Raw genomic sequence first — 20371 nt, forward strand, 5'->3', positions numbered from 1 at the left:
AAGGATTTTATTCTGCTGGCTCACTGCCACCTAAATTGCTGCAGGGGTCATCTCCACCGCCGCCACAGAAGCTATCATTTGGCCCTTCAGTAGTGGTTGGGCTCGGGAAGTAGCTTGTACCCCAGCCTCCGCCACCACCATAGTAATAGTGAGCACCACCACCTGTTGTGCCACCACTGGAAGTACTACAACTGCCTGCTGCTGACCATTGCAATAACACAATGGTTCCACCCGGTACCCACTGGCCATTAGCACACTGGCCTTTATAAGACACCGAAATTTCGTAACGATGGTTTATACAACCTGCACCGGTTGCTTCACCATCTCCTTTAGGTACAAAGTCTTTTAATGCTCTCACTTTAAAGGGAATAACTACTACTTGGCCTGGTTCCAGCTCCTCAGGTATCTCCGTCAAGTACTCAATTTGTGCAAAATTATCACCTGCCGGCAAATTTGCTTTCATGCTTTCTGCTTTAATTAGGCCATAGTTGGTTAACGTAATTTCCCCTTGGTAAATATCCCCTTTTTCCATGGTGGGTAAATTAATAGACATCGGCTCAAATACCACCACTGGTGCTGGTACATGGGTTTCATAAGTAGCATTTAATACGATGTCATAACGGTCTTCCAGAGTAATTTCTTTTACCGAAAACTCGATTGAAATCAGCTGATTCATCATAAAGACTTCTTCTGCCGTGGTAATTCCAGGTTTTATCCATAAAGTACCTGTCGCTGCTTTATGATCAAATGCGGAAGCCCGATAACTGTAACGGCCAGCAGTGATATCTTTAATTAATAATTCACCATTTTGATCCGTTTTACCTTCAAAGGTAATACTGGGCACTTCTACATTTTGTAATTGAATCGACGTGTTAACCAACCCTGGAATTAATACCCCATTTTCATCGAAGGTATTGGTGTAAATATCCGCCACCTGAAAATGTACCTGTCCTTTACCCGATTGTGATACAGCCACAAACACAGGAATGGATTGAGCTGGCCAGTTTTCTCCTGAAACCACTAGGTTAAATTGATATTCACCTTCTACCACCTGCTCATTTGGCTGCACCAGCAACTGAATACTTTGTTCAATGCCTGGTTGTAAGTCACCAAATTGTGCCGGTGTACCCAGGGTTATCCAATCAGGTGCCGGTTGGCCTTGGCTATCCTGTAGGGCTAACGTCAATTGTCGTGCAGTTTCTTGCCCAACATTGCTCAGGTTAATAAAGAGTGACTCTTCTTCACCGCGGGCTAAGCCAGTGCGAATATAACTGGGCTCTGCTTTTAATGCCGGTTTGGCTTGGGTAAAGGTGTAATTAACCTGAACGGTTTTAACTAGTTTTTCTTGGCTTTCATCCGTGGCTAATACATCAAACAACAACTGACCACTGGCAGGTGCCAAGTTATTACCACTTAATGTTAGTGATAATACCCCTTGTTGTTCTGCCACTAACTGTTCTAAAGCCACAGAGTTAAAATTAACGCCTGCTGGTGCAGTAACTGCTTCTCCGTTTTCAGCCAATTGCGGACGATATTTTAAACGTATATTGGATAACGCCGTATGATGCCCAGCTTTCACATTCAGCTTAATTGGCTGCTGATAATTACGAGGAATGCTCACATTAACCTTTGCAGGCCATACTTCTACCCCTTTCACCACAAATGTTGCCTGTTGTGGGCGAGTCAGCATACTTGGATGCAAGACAGATACGGTGTATTCACCCGTTTCACCACGGCCAGGGGTAAAAGTTAAATTGAACTCGCCTGTTTCATTGGCATAAACAGAATATTCACGCTCAAAACCTCTTACAGATAGCACCACCTTCACAGGTACATTGGCTACAGAGTTATTATTAGCCCGTTCAACCGCACGTCCTTTAATGGTTACCGTTTCCCCTTCATAAAGCTCAGTTTTATCAACGGTTGTCACTTCTGCTATATAAGGCGTTTCTTGCAACGTCAGTTGATAACTTGCCTGAGTACCACTAATCGCCACAGATGTTGGCTTGCTTAGCTGATAATGGAGTTTATCCACTTCCAGCTTTAACACCACCACATCCGGGGCCGCAGCTGGTACTGGGATTTCAGTAACGGCTGAAGTGAAGGTTGTATCAGGGGCTACACGAGCAACTACTGATTTATTAGGTAGTTGTACGACATCTCCCACCAACTGCTTAACAGGTGCCGTACTTAAAATATTGCCTGCTAAATCTTCCAATACCCAACGGACTTCAGTTGAAGGCTGTTTCCCTTTCGCCATCAATAATTCAATGGCAACATCTGTTGGGTTATTGATTTGCAAGCGCGCTTTACCCACTGCTCCTCGGACAAACTCATCGGCAATAATAGTAGCTTCTACTCCTGCCTGACTAACAGTCACTAATGCTTCCTGCACTATGGTTACCTGCTGGCCAGGGTTACGATTAGATATCCAATGGGGTTGCCAAATAGTTTCCATGGTTAAAGTAACCACGCCAGGTAATTGCTCATATCCCCCTATTACCACTGGAACATCTGTAATATTGTCAGCCTCAACTGTAAAACCATCAGACCAGTGGATATAGGTTTTGCCATTAATGCTCAAGCTAATTTTTAACTTAACATTATTGACTGTTTGTTTACCTAAATTAGCCACTCTAAATTGCAGCTTATTCATAATGCCACGATAAAGCTGAGGTTGTTCACCAGCAACGGTTGTCAATTCAGTGGACAATGCAGGCAAGGCAATATCATGGGCCAGGCTTTCCTTACCATTATTATCAACTGCCTTGATTTGGTAGATTCTTTCACCTAATTGGCCTCGATTTAACTGACTATCGACATAATCAGAATCAACAAACTGAGGTTCTGGTAATAGCTGATCATGCAATGACCGCACATCGTTAATATCTACAGCACCTACTTTATAGCCATTAATATTTTGGCCATTATGCTGCCAGCTAATTTCTGGTTTACCGGTTAACGGTAAGCGTATTTTTACATCAGCGACAGGCAACAGTTGGGTATTTAAGTAAACCGCATTGGATGGGGCTGATTCATTACCCGCAGGGTCAATGGCCGTAACAAAATAAAGGTGTTCATTAATTGATGGCGCTGAGTCGAGTGCTTTTAACCCTTTTATTGGCGTTAACACTGGCTGATAGTCAGCTAATGTTGTTAACTCCTCCAGGCTTGTTAATGGCAACCGATAGAGCTGATAACGCAGTTGACCATTTTGCAGCTCACCTGCTGGTACCTGCCATTCAGCCACTACCCCTTTGCCTGTTAATTGGGCTTTAAATTCCGTAGGGGCTTGTGGTTTTTCACCATCGGCTACAACTTTTACTACCTCACTTAAAGCACTTTCAGCACGCTGACCATTATGCTTTCTGATCGTAGCGATAGCATACCAATAATTACCATCCACTAATGGAGCGTTTTTACCGTCTAGATAACCAGGCGCTTCATTCGCTAATTCAGCATTGGTTAGCTCAATTAATGAAGTAAAGTCCTCATCTACCTGGTTTTTACGATAAACCACATAACCATCAGCCTCTGCTACTGAATGCCAATTAAGTTGAACTTTACCACCCGCTAAGGCCGTTGCAGCAACCCCTGTTGGTGCTGTTAAAGGTGGTAAATCCCCTTGGTAAACCTGGAATTTATGTTTTACTTTAATTCCAGTCGCCTGATTACCTAAACGGTCTTCTGCCTGGAAATCAAAACCTAAATATTCCACCACAGGTTCACCCGCATTATCTAACCCCACATCAGCAGGCAAAGTAAGATAACCAATATAAACCGGCTGGTTAGGCTGAGACTGTGGATCAAGGGTTAAACTAATGCCGTCAGCATAATCAGCCAGCACTTGTCGGCTATTTTGATCCTCAATATAAGGAATTAAAATCGGTTGAGTCCCTGTGCGTACGGTATCTTTTAAGGTAATCAACACCTCTACTCGTTGGCCATTACCAGTTTCATCCACTTGATTAACAATGGGGGCAGATGGGTTAATAACTAGTTTGGCAATTTCAGGGCTTAACGTATCGATGTTAATCGATTTACCTTGTTGAATTTCTGTACCTCGATTACCTGCTGCATCATGGGCTGTCACAATGGCATGGCCAGTACCTGAAGGCGTATTAGAGGTAATGTCAAAATGTCCTTTATACACCCGAGGGTTGTCATAATCAGCCGTTAATTCCGCTGTTAATGGCAGGCTACCTGGTACCGCAATAGCAAAATGTGGTGTATTTCGTAGCGGCTCGCTAAAAGTCACTACTACCGCTACCGAACCTACACCAAAGATACCATCCATTTGTACTTCAGGTTGATATTCAATTTTTTCTACCACAGGTGCCGTACTGTCCGCAGTAATCGTTATCGGCTTAGATAATTCACCGACCGTACCCAACTGATTAATTGCGGCTACCCGGTAAACATACTGACCATCTTCCGCTAACGTGTCATTGCCTGTATCCGTTGTCAGTAATTTATTATTCACCTGTACAACACCAGGTTGATCTACGCGGGTAAAATCAGTAGTTGACCGATAAATTGCATAGCCTTTTAGCAAATCACTATGAATAGGCTGCCAACTCAATGCCACCTGACCTAAGCGCTTTGCCATACCTGTGAAATTACCAGGTGCAGGCAGTTGAGAATGATCCACTGTCACTTTTATTGTTTGGCTGAATTGGCTGGCTTTTGCGTGACCAATATAGCGCGCAGCGGCTTTAATAACGTTTTCACCCTCTTGTAAACTAATAGTCTGACTAAATCGGCCAGTGCTACCGACCGTTATAGCTTCCGCAATAGGCGTATCGTTTACCAATACCGTTACTGTCGTATCAACTTCTGAGGTGCCACTTAAAGTGAACTCATCACGATTAATGCGTAATTCCCTATTATTAATACCAGCATTAACATTTGCAGGTATTGTAAGGACAGGCGCTGTGGGTGCAGCCAGCTCTACAGTTAAAATGATGGATTTTTCAGTCACATTTTCCAAGTGATCAAATAGCTTTATAAGTAACTGATTGTCACCTTCAGTTAATTGACTCACTTGCAGTGGCAGCAGATAGTCTGGCGAACCATTAGTAACGGTTGCTAATCGCTCGCCTTGTAAACTGAATTCCACTCGGCTGATACCACTTGAATCGTCAGCTTTAATAGCCAACCGCCCATTACCCGTTACCATTAGTTGGTTATTGTTCAGCTCATGGGTAGTTGTCGTCTGAATAAAACGAATGCTTTCTATTTCAGGCCCTTCTTGATCGGCAACAGGGGTTACCTGAATCGTTTGTACCACTGGGTTTTCGACACCTGCCGTATTTACCGCAGTCACTGCTACAAAATAAGGATGATCATTTTGTAAACCAGTAATAGTGCCTGTTAGCTGATTTTTATTGACTACCAGCTTAGGCTGTAAACCACTGACCGAGTTAAAAGTAGTGTCACTGACATAAACCTTATACTGTTTAATCAGTGCTGTTGGTTGAACGGCCGACCAAGTTAAAGTAGCCCGACTATCATTAGGCTCTGCGCTTAAACCGGCTGGATTATTTAAATAAGTCACTGCCTGGCGAGGATTAGCAGTAGACTCATTACCTTCCTGATCAATAGCCGTAATTTTTACCTGATAAGCTGTGGCAGGTTTTAACCCAGCAATATCAAAATACGCCCAACCATTAACATACTTCAGCTTGTCAACGGCAATCGTCTTACTCTTTACTGCATTGCTTTCGCTACTGATACTCCCTTCTGGAGACCAATACAGTTTATAAGACACTACATCACTTTCAGTGACTGGCTGCCAATTAACACGTACTTTTTTATCAGTCGCTTCAACTTTAATTTGGGTAATTGCTGGAGGAGCCTCAGTATCTTTAGGCTCAACAGGCTTAGACTCCACGGCTTCAATCAATAAACCTTGCTGATCTACCGCAATAACTGCCACATAAACGGTTTTATTACGTTGTAAGCCCGTTAATTGATATTGCTTTTGAGTAGCAGGTAATTTTGCCAACGGCGTTAAACCCGCTACTGAAGTAAATGGCTGATCAGACAAATAAATATGATATTGGGCGATATCATTGCCATTAGCCGCCACATCATACCCTTGCCAATCAACAACCGCGACCGTACCACTGCCTTCACCATTAACAGAAGCCACCACTTTGCCAGGCGCCTGATCATCAAAGCGAATGGTAATATTGGTGGGTTCGCTGAAGTTATTGGCTTTGTCCGCTTGCTTAAACTGAAAGTGATTAATACCTGGCGTTAATTCCACCTCATAACTAAATACACTAGAGTCAGTTGCGTTGAAAACTTGCTTATCCTCTAAATAAACTGCCGCACCTGCTTCTTTACGGCCTTTCAGTAATACCTTTTTACTGGCAGTCACTGCTGGATAGTTTTGAAACACCAATGGTTTAGGTGAAGAATAATCAATCGTAAACTGATAATTGATCGGGGTAGACTGATTGCCTGCTTTATCTACAATAAATCCCTTAATGTGATAAGCACCTTCCAAGAAAGCCTCACCATAGGTGATAATCGCCTGTTTGCCATCAGTAGATAAATCTGTCTCTACTGGTAGGATTACATTATTTCGTGTCACCAAAATTCGGCTATTAACTATATCAACCCCACTACCCGATTCCTCTATATGAATAGTTAATTGCTTAGGAACCTGATTAGTCCAAGGCTTAGGGGTAAACTGATTTATAGTGGGTCTAACAGTGTCTACAATAATTTTGCGAGTAATTGTTGCCGAGTGATTGCCTGCTTTATCTTTACTGGAAATCACAAATTCATTGGCACCTTCTTTCAAGTTACCCACTAATAGTTGCCATTGATCACCGACAGGCGTGACTTCACTTTGATTTATTTGCACAACTGTATTTGCTGGTGCAGTCCCTGTAAACCTAAAGTTATAGCTATTAATAAAAGTAAGTTCAGATTTTGGTGCAGTTATTGTAGGTACGGCTGGCTCAATAGTATCTACTTCTATACCCAATTGGTTTTCAGCAGGAAGCATTTTATTGCCAACATCATCAGCTGCATCAACCACACTGACTTGTAAACCCGTTTCAATTGGTTTATCAAAACTGACTAACTCAGTGACAAATACAGTATCTGACTGCCATGTACCACTCTCAAGTGTTTTAATAGTTTGGCCATTACTATTTTTAAACAACACTTTAGGTACTACACCTGTATTCATTGGCCGGTTGAACACCAGTTTACCTGACCAGCTGTTATTTTCCTTATTTAACACTTGTGTATTCGACGTTAACTCAATCAGTTTACAAGTGCGCTGAACATTATATACACCAGTATCAACAGTGTTATTGTCTATTTCATCCTCAGCTTGTGCCTGGTTGCAGTTAGCCTTAAGTAAGATGTGATATTTACCTGTATCAATATCTGGCCAGGTAATTTTATGAGTTAATTTAATAGATCCATTAGCATCAATATAATCACCTGTTATTTTGCCAAGCAAGGTATCAGCATCATCAATAGTATTATTGCCAGACAAATATAAGCACAAATCCCACTGATTACCTGCTGGTCCTTTACCTTTATTGACTAGCTCCGCATTAACTTCTACTGGTTCACCTGCAATAAAATTTCCTTTAATCGTTTTATCTTCAAGCTGAATATCGGGTTTAGCAAAGGTAAGTGGAATGGTTGTAGAGTTAATAACCCCCTGCGAATCGATTACATTAATATAGAGTTGATTATATCCATCAGTGAATAGCTTATAGATTGTTGAATAGGGAATAGTAACTTCTGTCTCATTTTGATCAGATTTAACTATAGGATTAGTAAAGTCACTTATAGAATTAGCCTGTTTTTTATCGACAGCAACTAAAGTCGTCTCTCCAAGACCTAGTTCATTATCAAGATCATTTACTTTTACAGTAAAATTAAATGGTTGATTTGCCGTAATCAGTTCGTCAGCTTTTGTTATTTCAATGGTTGGTTGAGAAGATTTTAAACTAATTTGCGTAGTTGCCTCATCAGATAAACCGTCTGCATCTGTGACTGTTAATTTAACCGCTAACTTTTGACCAAAAGCTAAACCATGGCTGATTAACTCAGTTAAAGCAACTGATAATGCTGGCTGACCAAGTTCTTCAAACTCATAACTACCATCATTATTAATATCCCACTTAAAGGTTAGCTGGCTATGGCCATTAAGAGAGTCCAAGTCAGTTGTTTTAGATGCATCAATAACAGCTGTGGTATTTTTCGCAGAAAACTGAATAGTCTTGGGTAATTTAGCGATAGGTTTTTGTAGAGTAGCAGTAGTAAAACCTTCGTAAACGACATCCTCCTGACTGAAGTTATAAAAGCCTACCTTTCCTAAGCCGATTGGCTCCTCATCTACAATTAAGCCACTATCCCATAGTAGATCACCACTTTCTACATCATAAATATGCACACGAATATTACCATTTACTTGGTAGGATAAACTAAATCGATACTCTTTATGAGGAGCCCAGCCTCTATCACTAGCAAACGTTTGGCTAAGCACTTTTATATGTTCGTTACTAGTAAGATTCCAAAAATAGTCTCTATTTGATGTTGGTTTTACTATTTTTATAATACTAAAGCCTTCTTTTGCCGCTCCTTGATTATTTTTTTTCCATGAGAATAAATAAAAAGGACTTTCTAAATCTTTAAAACCAAAAACAAAACCAATAAAGTCATCATCCCCTGTATCTTCAACTTTAAATTTACCTTCAAACCGGTTTCCTGCCAGCTCAAAATCACTAATAAAGAAAGTAGGCTCACCATTTATATGCTGCTTAACATAACGACCATTATCAGAAACTCGCCAATCACCAGCAGAACCACCTTCATAGTCGTATTCTTGCCAGTTGTTTAAGGAGACAGGGGCAGTAGACAACGGATGATCTGTTTCGGGTAGTGCTGGAATAATTAAATTATCTAACTCAAAGTATCCACCAGCACTAACCTGCTTAGCACGAAACTCAATCGTGTGCTTGCCTGGTTCTAACGGAATTGCATACTGGGCATTGTACTCATGGTAACTATACCAGTGGTAATTACTATTGTACTTCCCATCAATGTAAAGCCGCATTTCTGGCCCTTTGGTTTTGATGGCCTTGAAATACAACATACTTTTTACAGGCACATTAATATGCGTTTTAACGAAAGCATCTTGCCCTTGCGCCATCACGGGACGCCATACTTGCCCATCGCCATTTGTTGCTGCGGTAATTTCCCAAGTCCCTGCGCCACTATGATGCCAGTAATAGCCGCCTAATTGATCATCTTCAAAATCAATCAATAAACGACGTTTGTCGTTTGGATCCGTAGGATCTGTTTGAGCAATCCATTCCTCAAGATCACGTACACCGTCTTTATCTGTGTCTGTGATGACATCATATTTAAGCGGGGATAACTGGTAACGAACTTCCCACTGATCTGATAACGTATCGCCATCGGTATCTGCCTTGGTAGGATTGGTATCGTGGGTATGCTCTTCTAAATCCGTTAATCCATCACTATCGGTATCCGTTTCTTTCACTTGAAAATCTTGGTCTAATTTACTAAAAAATTCATATTCCCAGCCATCCCTGACTTGATCATTATCGGAATCAACCAAGGCCGGTAAAATTAAATTATCTAATTCCAAATACCCACCAGCATCTGTCTGTGCTGCACGAAACTCAATCGTGTGTTTGCCGGGTTCTAACGGAATTGCATACTGGGCATTGTACTCATGGTAACTATACCAGTGGTAATTACTATTGTACTTCCCATCAATGTAAAGCCGCATTTCTGGCCCTTTGGTTTTGATGGCCTTGAAATACAACATACTTTTTACAGGCACATTAATATGCGTTTTAACGAAAGCATCTTGCCCTTGCGCCATCACGAGGCGCCATACTTGCCCATCGCCATTTGTTGCTGCGGTAATTTCCCAAGTCCCTGCGCCACTATGATGCCAGTAATAGCCGCCTAATTGATCATCTTCAAAATCAATCAATAAACGACGTTTGTCGTTTGGATCCGTAGGATCTGTTTGAGCAATCCATTCCTCAAGATCACGTACACCGTCTTTATCTGTGTCTGTGATGACATCATATTTAAGCGGGGATAACTGGTAACGAACTTCCCACTGATCTGATAACGTATCGCCATCGGTATCTGCCTTGGTAGGATTGGTATCGTGGGTATGCTCTTCTAAATCCGTTAATCCATCACTATCGGTATCCGTTTCTTTCACTTGAAAATCTTGGTCTAATTTACTAAAAAATTCATATTCCCAGCCATCCCTGACTTGATCATTATCGGAATCAACCAAGGCCGGTAAAATTAAATTATCTAATTCCAAATACCCACCAGCATCTGTCTGTGCTGCACGAAACTCAATCGTGTGCTTGCCTGGTTCTAACGGAATTGCATACTGGGCATTGTACTCATGGTAACTATACCAGTGGTAATTACTATTGTACTTCCCATCAATGTAAAGCCGCATTTCTGGCCCTTTGGTTTTGATGGCCTTGAAATACAACATACTTTTTACAGGCACATTAATATGCGTTTTAACGAAAGCATCTTGCCCTTGCGCCATCACGGGGCGCCATACTTGCCCATCGCCATTTGTTGCTGCGGTAATTTCCCAAGTCCCTGCGCCACTATGATGCCAGTAATAGCCGCCTAATTGATCATCTTCAAAATCAATCAATAAACGACGTTTGTCGTTTGGATCCGTAGGATCTGTTTGAGCAATCCATTCCTCAAGATCACGTACACCGTCTTTATCTGTGTCTGTGATGACATCATATTTAAGCGGGGATAACTGGTAACGAACTTCCCACTGATCTGATAACGTATCGCCATCGGTATCTGCCTTGGTAGGATTGGTATCGTGGGTATGCTCTTCTAAATCCGTTAATCCATCACTATCGGTATCCGTTTCTTTCACTTGAAAATCTTGGTCTAATTTACTAAAAAATTCATATTCCCAGCCATCCCTGACTTGATCATTATCGGAATCAACCAAGGCCGGTAAAATTAAATTATCTAATTCCAAATACCCACCAGCATCTGTCTGTGCTGCACGAAACTCAATCGTGTGCTTGCCTGGTTCTAACGGAATTGCATACTGGGCATTGTACTCATGGTAACTATACCAGTGGTAATTACTATTGTACTTCCCATCAATGTAAAGCCGCATTTCTGGCCCTTTGGTTTTGATGGCCTTGAAATACAACATACTTTTTACAGGCACATTAATATGCGTTTTAACGAAAGCATCTTGCCCTTGCGCCATCACGGGGCGCCATACTTGCCCATCGCCATTTGTTGCTGCGGTAATTTCCCAAGTCCCTGCGCCACTATGATGCCAGTAATAGCCGCCTAATTGATCATCTTCAAAATCAATCAATAAACGACGTTTGTCGTTTGGATCCGTAGGATCTGTTTGAGCAATCCATTCCTCAAGATCACGTACACCGTCTTTATCTGTGTCTGTGATGACATCATATTTAAGCGGGGATAACTGGTAACGAACTTCCCACTGATCTGATAACGTATCGCCATCGGTATCTGCCTTGGTAGGATTGGTATCGTGGGTATGCTCTTCTAAATCCGTTAATCCATCACTATCGGTATCCGTTTCTTTCACTTGAAAATCTTGGTCTAATTTACTAAAAAATTCATATTCCCAGCCATCCCTGACTTGATCATTATCGGAATCAACCAAGGCCGGTAAAATTAAATTATCTAATTCCAAATACCCACCAGCATCTGTCTGTGCTGCACGAAACTCAATCGTGTGTTTGCCGGGTTCTAACGGAATTGCATACTGGGCATTGTACTCATGGTAACTATACCAGTGGTAATTACTATTGTACTTCCCATCAATGTAAAGCCGCATTTCAGGTCCTTTGGTTTTGATGGCCTTGAAATACAACATACTCTTTACAGGGACATTGACATGGGTTTTAACGAAGGCTTCTTGTCCTTGCCCCATCACGGGGCGCCATACCTGTCCATCATCATTCGTTGCTGCGGTAATTTCCCAAGCCCCTGCGCCACTACGATGCCAGTAATAGTCACCTAAAGAGTCATCTTCAAAATTTATTGTTTTACCTATATGTTCTGAAGTACTGGAAGTAATATCATCTGCATTAGCACCAACCATCAAACCTAGACTGATCAATAAATAAAAAGTCACTTGTTTTCTATTGAAAAAACACAACACAACAAAAAACAGGAATAAACCCCAAATATATTCCATTGATACTACACCGTTAGTTTTAGTCCAGGTAATGCTAATTCATCGTTACTGTTAAGCGCTTATCATAACGATAAAACCGTTGGGCACGTAGAAAATCTGGCGAATTATCGCCAACCATAATTCTAAACGCAATATAATCCTGAGCTTGCTCAAGATTATTATTTAATGGGTCTGACAGCTGCCAACTGTCTTCTTGCTTAAAAACAGTCCAATTATGATAGTTGGCTGGCTGTAATACAGTCACTTTATTTTCAGCTATAAAACCAGCGACACCTATTGCAGGTGATTCAAGTTGGCGCATTAATGCAATAAATGCATACATAAATTCAGTACAGTCACCTTTTAAGTGGGTAAGTGCATATAACGCACCACGGTCTTCTTTTATATAATCAACGGCTTTGATATTGTCATATAGCCACTGGGTAATGACCAATGGCATCTCTTGTTTGGGCTTATTTTCAAATCGAGCAGCCACCTGTTTAATTGTTGGGTGGTTAACTTCTATAAAGTTACTTGACTTAGTTAGCTGGCTGTGCGCTAAACCAGTTAAAAACCGCTGATGTTGACGCTCATACAGGTCCAGCTTTACCTCAATAGTAATTTGTTTCTGACTATAAGGTGCAATATCAGCTAAAGCATATACCAATGATTGATTGCCAATACTGTCTTGTTTTAGCTGATAGTCATAATTACTCTTAATATCAATAACCTGTTGAAATGGTGTACTTGTTACAGGAGCAAAAGCCTCAAATTGAGCTGATTTAATATATTGGTCACTTCTATTTTCAACTAAAAAGCTATACCGAACCTGTTTAGCCACTGGTTTTAAGTCATTAACTAATTGTTCAGTACTTTTAGCGGGCTGGCTATTAATCACCCAATAGCCTACTCCTATCAGCACCACTAACAGAATGAGTAAGGATGTCAATATAATAACTGGTTTCTGCATATATTCATCATAAACTGTTTTTAAGTGTAAAAATATAGACTCACAGCAAAGGATATTTTAGGCGAGGCCACCAAGTGATGAATCCCCAGGAGTTTAGATAAACTAAATGACTGGGGTGAAGAGCGATGGTAACAAAGACTAAAAATCATTTGCGAAGAGTATATTATTGACACTGATAGCGATTGGGTACAGCCCCATAACGCTGGGCGGTTCGTTCTGACTTTGCGTATTCTACAAGCAACGCTTGAATACTATCAGACAGGATAAACAGATTTCTAAGTGGTAATTGCTTATTTAAATTGTGCTTTAATTGCCCGTCTGCCAAAAGAACAAAAGTTGGATATTGTCCCATAGCAGTCATTCGTTGCATTTGTTTTTCAATAAAAGCACTCAACTCTTTTGTTTTCTTTGGAAAATAAATAACCTTGTTGTTTAACAAATCAGCTAATGTTTGATTAGTGCCTATTAATTTTGTCAAATACTGTTGATACATATCACTAACAAGTAAGTAAAAACCATCATTATGCAAAGCTCGAAAAACCTGGTTAGCTGACACATGATTTAATTGTTTTATATCACCTTCTTTACCGGATAATGGCTTACTCGCTAAATGCCATGCCCAGATACCATTATTGATTATTTTTACTTCATTAAAGCCACTTTTAACCAGATGATAACAAAGATTAGCCATTTGGGTTGTATTGTATCCTTCACCCAGTAGTAGTAGCTTGTTATCTTTTAAAAACTCATGAGTAGCCAATTGTTTCGCTGACATTCTAATACTGGAAGGAATTAATACATCCTTATTATGTCGAGGCTCACGGGCATCAACAACCAGATAATCAGCTATGGTTATTTCACCGATATCAACAAAGCAAGCATAATCTACAGGTTGACTAATATTTTCCGCCAACCTGACTTGCTCTAAGTATTCCTTAGTTGCTGGACATTGCTTTACATCTGGAGCAGCTTGAATAGACTGCACCAGAAATACAACAAGCAGTTTTAACAATAAAATAACTCGAAGCATGAACAACACATTAGTCAACAGTTGATGTATTAAACCCGAACACTTTAAATTCCCATAACGAGTAACCCCAATGGGTACCACGCTTTATGCCTTGCATTTTTACATAACGGGCAATAACAGGGGTAAACTCAAGTACTTCTAGCCCTTCTTTACCATTATTATTTCGATAAATAGTACGCCACTGTTGGCCATCATTAGACACCTGGATTTCATAACGCTTACCATAAGCCACCTCCCAATTAAGATGAACACTGAATATTCGCGCCAGTTGCTTAAGGTCTAAATAAATAGAGCTTGCATCATCATAAGCACTGGACCAACGGGTATCTGCTTTACCGTCATTCACTAAATCCTGATGTAAGTAAGATACTTCATTAGATGAGGAGTGTGCCGTCGCATGAAGTGCAAGATTAGTTAACTCAGGAGTACCTGCTTTAGATAACCAAGTCAGTGCTATTAACTCGTTAATTTGCTGAGTCTGTTCAGCATTCAATACTAAGCTACCATTCTCAGGCGTTCCTATTGCTTTCATTGTTTCTAGGAGTTGATTAATACTAGATGACTCCAACACAAAGTGTTCTGTTTTTATACTTTTAATAGCTGTTTGATTCGTAACCCAGTCATTAATAATAATTTGATCATGGCTATTTAAAATTGAAATAATCAGATCATTATTGCGGGTATTAAACCATACCTGTTCTTTAACAATACCTGATAACTCAATAATATTGTTATCGCCATCTAAACCTGACTCACTAATAGTAGTTGTTCCATCATTTATCTGATGCTTATAAGTATCATTGCCATGCCCTCCTATTAGCAAGTCATTTCCTTTATAGCCAGATAAGATATCATCACCATCACCACCATCAATAACATCATCATTTGAACTGCCAATAACTTCATCATTACCAGCTAAAGCAACAATTCTTTCAATACTTTGTAGCTCGATAGTGGATAAATCAATCTTATCATTTGATGGAGAGCCAGAAATGATGTCTTCCCCGCCATTACCATCAATCACTTCTACAGACTTAATGGCTTGACAGTTTCGAGCAAACGTTGAATTAAAATACAAAGTGTCTTGTTGCTCAGATCCGATTAATGTGTCATATCCTTCTCCACCATCAAAGCAGTCTCCATTCGCATCTTGGTCTTTAAACAAAAATGTGTCATCACCAGCATTTCCTTCGATAATGTCATAGCCTGCACCACCATAAATAACATCATTGTTTGGTGATCCTTTAATCACATCATTACCTAAGCCTCCAATAATGAGACTGATATTTTTAAGTTGGGTATGACTAAAGTCCAATTCATCATCAGCAGTTGAGCCAATAATTTTATTAACCCCCGCTTGACCATCAATGATTTCAATAGAAGTAATTTGTTTAATACCAAATACATCGTTTGCAGCAGAACCAATAAGTTTATCTTCCCCAGTTCCACCATCTAGAATATCAAAGCCATTATTTATACCATTAACATAGAAGCTATCATCACCTTCAAGGCCATACAGCAGATCATTTCCCGGTCCACCAATGATATTATCATTCCCTTGTGAGCCTTTTATTAAATCATTGCCTCTCTTACCATCAATAGTATTAATATTCTTAACTTGGGTCTGACTTAAATCGATTTCATCAGCTGCATCTGTACCAAAGATTTTATTATTACCTGCTTTACCATCAATTATTTCAATACTAGACCCAGTAGTGAGTGAATTAACCTGAATAATATCATCAGCATCAGTTCCTAAAATCTTGTCTTCACCCTCACCACCAATAAAGCTATCTAAGCCCGCATTGGTACCTGCTACAATAAATGTGTCATTCCCTTCGCCACCAATATATTGATCACCACCCTGGCCACCAAGAATGATGTCATTGCCTTTTCCGCCATCTAATATGTCATCACCCTGATTACCCGTTAGGTAATCATTATTGTCAGAGCCGACCAAGTGATCATTATCCTCAGTTCCAGCTACTTCAGTTAAAGACTCACCAGGTTGAATATTCCATTTAATAGCTGCCAGGTTTAGATTTTCTTGATAAGTGACAGTTAACCAATTATTGCTAGTAACCTGTTTACCACTTATCACTTCCGAAAAGCTTACTTGGTTATTGCCAGCAATTTTTAACAAGTCAGTACGACTGACAGCATTAGCAATAACAGAAGTCAAGCTAGGGCCTTTATTACGCAGTTTTGGCTTGATTCTAACTGTCTTCCAATTTGTTTCTGTGCTTGCTATTTGCTCTTTTAAATAATCACAAATAAACAAGGTTTGTTCTGTAACTTCATTATCCTGATTAGTGAATGTTATAGGCTCTACAGTCGTTTCACTATAAAGCGATTCATCACTGGCCACGATATCAAAAACTAAACGAAACGCCTGATCACCATCGCTATCACAATCATCTTTGCCCATAACGGTAATAGCTTGAGGTGTATTCCAGTTATTTACATCAAAATACAAATAGCTTTGTTGATTAAGAATCGTTGCTTCAGCTTGATCACTAAGCGCAAAGTTAACAACAACTGTTTCTGCCTCTTGCAGTGGCATTGATAGAGATATATTGACTGTTGCAGTTTTTATTCCAAATTCATCCGTCACTAAATCCGTTACTGGCTCTATGATTAAGTTACCTTGTTTGGGATTAACTATCAGCGTACAACAATTAACCCTTACTGAACTTTCTTCATCTTTAATTTCTGCATAGATACTATATTGGCCTGGCTCAAACCCAGAAATATCCCATTGGTATTCATCATTTTCTGCATCTAGGTCTTCTGTTAGGTTTTTCTGGATAATGACATTTTCACCATAAAATAAGGTGATTTGTGCATTACTATCCGGGTCTGTATCCTGCCAACTCAGCTTAAGCTGATTACCATCAGCTGTTATTTGTTCTGGCAAAGTAAACGCTAAAGTGGGTTTATCATTGACACCATCATGATTAGTAAAAAATGAAGAAATAGCTGACCAGTCGCTTTCTAGTCCCTTTTCATCAATTGCTCTAACTCGCCAGTAATAATGTGTATTATCTTGTAATACTGTTGTCAATGCTGCCATGGGTTCAGTTACTTTTTGGCTCAGCACTAAATTAGTTAAGTTTTCATCTGAAAATAGCTGAAACTCGTAATAAGTGACTTGACCATCAACATCGGCAGCTGAATGGCTGGATAAACTGGGTGTTAATACTTCTATCCAAGCTTTATTGGCAGGATTTAACGGTGTCGGAACACTAGGAGGATCATTAACCACATTGACAAAAAAATTATTTATTTGCCATTCACTATGGCTGAGACCATCAGATGCTTTAATTCGCCAATAATAAAGTGTGTTATCTTCCAGATTGACTATCTGCTCAACAGTACTTCCTTCACTGGTTAGCTTGTACTGCTTCAATGAAGGACTGTCAAAACTATCTACCTTATCAACATCAATAAAATAAGTAACTGATTGCCCTTCTGGATCGAGACTGGTTTTTGCCGTTAATTGAATGCTCTCTTTTTTAGCAATAACAGTCGCTTTAGCGGGTGAAATGACTTCAGGTATTGATGGTGGATTGTTTATTGTACTAATAACAAAGCTAATGGGCTTTGAGTGTGTGGCTGCCTGATGTTCATCCGTTGCTGAAGCCACTACGATGTATTGTTGATCTTCTTCTAGTGGTAGTGGTACTTGCCACTGGGTAGTACCTGTCTTATCTGCTAAAATACCCTTAACTTCTGCAACCTTCTGCTTGGTTATCTCATCATTATCATCTTGCCCAGTATTTATTATTTTATATACAGTAAAGCCATAACGAATTTCATCAAAATCTACATCACTGGCATTATTGACTTTAATAACAGGCTGTAATGTAGGTACCACAGATAAATTAGCAGGTTCAGTAATGTTCACTGAAGCTGGCGGGTCGTTTTCAAGATTAATAAAAAACTTTCCTACCGCCCAATCACTAGAGCGGTTATGGGTAACAGCTTTAGCACGCCAGTAATAAAAACTATTATCAGCTAATTTTTCCTGGCCATCAATCAGGGTAGAGATATTCAATACCGTGCTACCTTGCCCTTCAGCGACGCTCTCTTGTTTAGCCAATAACTGAGTAAACTCACTATCTTGATAAAGCTCAAACTGATAACTAACTTGCTCATTGGCACCATGGCGAGTATTTTCAACAATTAAATCAGGGCTACGAGTCGTAATTTCTGAACCATATAATGGAGCAACCAGTTTAGGCTTGGTTAGCACCTGTGGTTTTTGGTTTGGATCCGTTTGATTTTGATATTCTTCAAAGTCCGTATAGCCATCCTGATCACTATCCAACTCTCCTGTATGACTCAAGTCGCCAAAATGCTTTTTCTCCCATTTATCAGGCAAACCATCACCATCTGTGTCATTTTTGGGCCTTATTATAATACTGGTGTTTTTAGAAGCCGTTTCTGTATCATTTGAGGCTTCAAAACTTACGTTATAGAGGCCTGACTGCCCTGGCTTTGGATACCAAAGAAACACACCATTACCGTCTCCTTTATCCTTAAATGAGGCACCAATTGGCAGCTGACTAGCTTTTAAACGAATATTGGTTTGGCTACCAGCGGTTGCTTTGACAATAAAGCCAATTTGGCCTCCTTCATGGCCTAACCTATCTGGCAAATCTTGAATGGCTAATGGTAGCTGCTTTGTTTCACTAAAGTAGAGTTTATATTCTTCAACTTTTTTTACATCAAATATATTCAAGTAGTAATCAAAGTGAATATTGTCAGCTTTAATGGACTTGGACAGCCAATAGTTATTGGGATTTAGCCTGGTACCATCTTTACGCACAACACTTAGTAATGCTTTTTCGCCAGAGTAGGGGTCATTAACTTTAATATGGCTTGATTGATCAGTTGGCTTAGTCACCACAAGCTTTCTAATCAACTGCTTGTTTTCATGCCTTTCGGCTTCCAACCTGGCAGCTAATGCGTTTACCTGGATACAGTTTTGGCAAAGGCCTTCTGAGTTAGCAATATACTGTGATTCGTAAACATAAAGGCTTTCATCATTATTATGCGCTAAAAAGTCTTTAGTATTATCTCTACCAGGTAAATCGACCAACACATCCTTTAACAGAAAATGGGTATTGGTGCCTTCAATTAATGAAGTTAAATCCCCCCCTAAGTCTTCAGAATGTGTCACCTTTGCAGAGAATGCTATAAACTCACCTGTTAAAGGCGTCTCAAGCATCCATCGGCCAGTAGTCACACTACGACTATCAATGGTGCCAAAATTTAACAATAAAGATTTCTTTTCAGGCTGATTATTGACATAACTTGAAAGGATTTTAAAACCAATCGCTAATTTTTGTTTATTTTCTACAATCTTTGGTTGAGCTGACTTGATTTTAACATTATAGGCCGGACCTGCGCCGGTATTGGTTACTCTTAAACCCAATGAATAAGGCTCAACAGGCTCAATTGCTGGTGTAAATGGATTATCCCCATTAACTTTCTGAGTTAAAAAATAATCAAGCACTAAATTTGGTTGAGGTTTAACCAAGATAGTATCAGGGCTGACCTGAATGCTTTCTTCCTTGCCTCCATAGTTCATTTCGAGAGTAGCACTGATTTGATAGACTTTTCCTGTCGTATCTTCTCCACCTGCGCCTTTAGTAGGTATAATCAGCCACTTAAGTTCACCAGTTTGCTTTTTCTCAATAATGCCACTGGTAATACTTCCTTGATCACCTTTAATGACATTGGTAATGCCTCGTTGCTGACTATCTAGTAAACGGATATAGAAAAGCGCATTGCTGTCACTAGCATTTGACGTTTTCTTAACTTCGTTACCTTCACTATCCTGAATTGACAGGTTAATTTTTATGTTTTCCAGGGCAAAAGTATCTAGCGTGTTACTAATACGCATAGAAGCTTCAAATGCTTGCCGCTCCATGGTTAGTTCTTGAGAAATTTCTATTTTAACAACGGCACACAGAGACTCAGTTGCCTGAGATGAGGTTGTTAGCAGTAACTGAAAAAAAAAAGGCAAATACAGGCAACGCAAATACTGTCTCATGACGACTTCAGCCCAACAACTGGTTAAAATTCCATCTCTCCTTGCCAATGGTTTATACACCACAAG

Annotated in this window: 4 protein-coding genes; all 4 read right to left on the bottom strand. The window is 40.0% G+C overall.

Annotated features, from left to right (window positions below; genetic code table 11):
• Positions 1–7: 7 nt before the first annotated feature.
• The gene (locus tag OQE68_RS00580; RefSeq protein ID WP_266195406.1) at positions 8–12265 is read right to left on the bottom strand and encodes a fibronectin type III domain-containing protein; all 12258 of its coding nucleotides are present in this window, start codon (positions 12263–12265) and stop codon (positions 8–10) included.
• A gap of 34 nt (positions 12266–12299) precedes the next feature.
• Positions 12300–13214, bottom strand: coding sequence for a transglutaminase-like domain-containing protein (locus OQE68_RS00585; RefSeq protein ID WP_180568289.1), 915 nt, complete (start codon positions 13212–13214; stop codon positions 12300–12302).
• Between the two features lie 163 nt (positions 13215–13377).
• On the bottom strand, positions 13378–14244 hold the full coding sequence (locus OQE68_RS00590) for a rhodanese-like domain-containing protein (protein WP_180568288.1): 867 nt from the start codon (positions 14242–14244) through the stop codon (positions 13378–13380).
• A 10-nt stretch (positions 14245–14254) separates the two neighbouring features.
• Positions 14255–20353 carry a discoidin domain-containing protein gene (locus tag OQE68_RS00595; RefSeq protein ID WP_180568287.1) on the bottom strand — a complete coding sequence of 2033 codons (6099 nt, stop codon included), beginning with the start codon at positions 20351–20353 and terminating at the stop codon, positions 14255–14257.
• Between the last annotated feature and the right edge of the window lie 18 nt (positions 20354–20371).

The sequence above is a fragment of the Spartinivicinus marinus genome (assembly GCF_026309355.1).
Classification (GTDB): domain Bacteria; phylum Pseudomonadota; class Gammaproteobacteria; order Pseudomonadales; family Zooshikellaceae; genus Spartinivicinus; species Spartinivicinus marinus.

Bases quoted from the DNA above. Each gene is read 5' to 3' on its own strand.
- OQE68_RS00580 (WP_266195406.1), bottom strand. From the start codon at position 12,265: ATGGAATATATTTGGGGTTTATTCCTGTTTTTTGTTGTGTTGTGTTTT.
- OQE68_RS00585 (WP_180568289.1), bottom strand. From the start codon at position 13,214: ATGCAGAAACCAGTTATTATATTGACATCCTTACTCATTCTGTTAGTG.
- OQE68_RS00590 (WP_180568288.1), bottom strand. From the start codon at position 14,244: ATGCTTCGAGTTATTTTATTGTTAAAACTGCTTGTTGTATTTCTGGTG.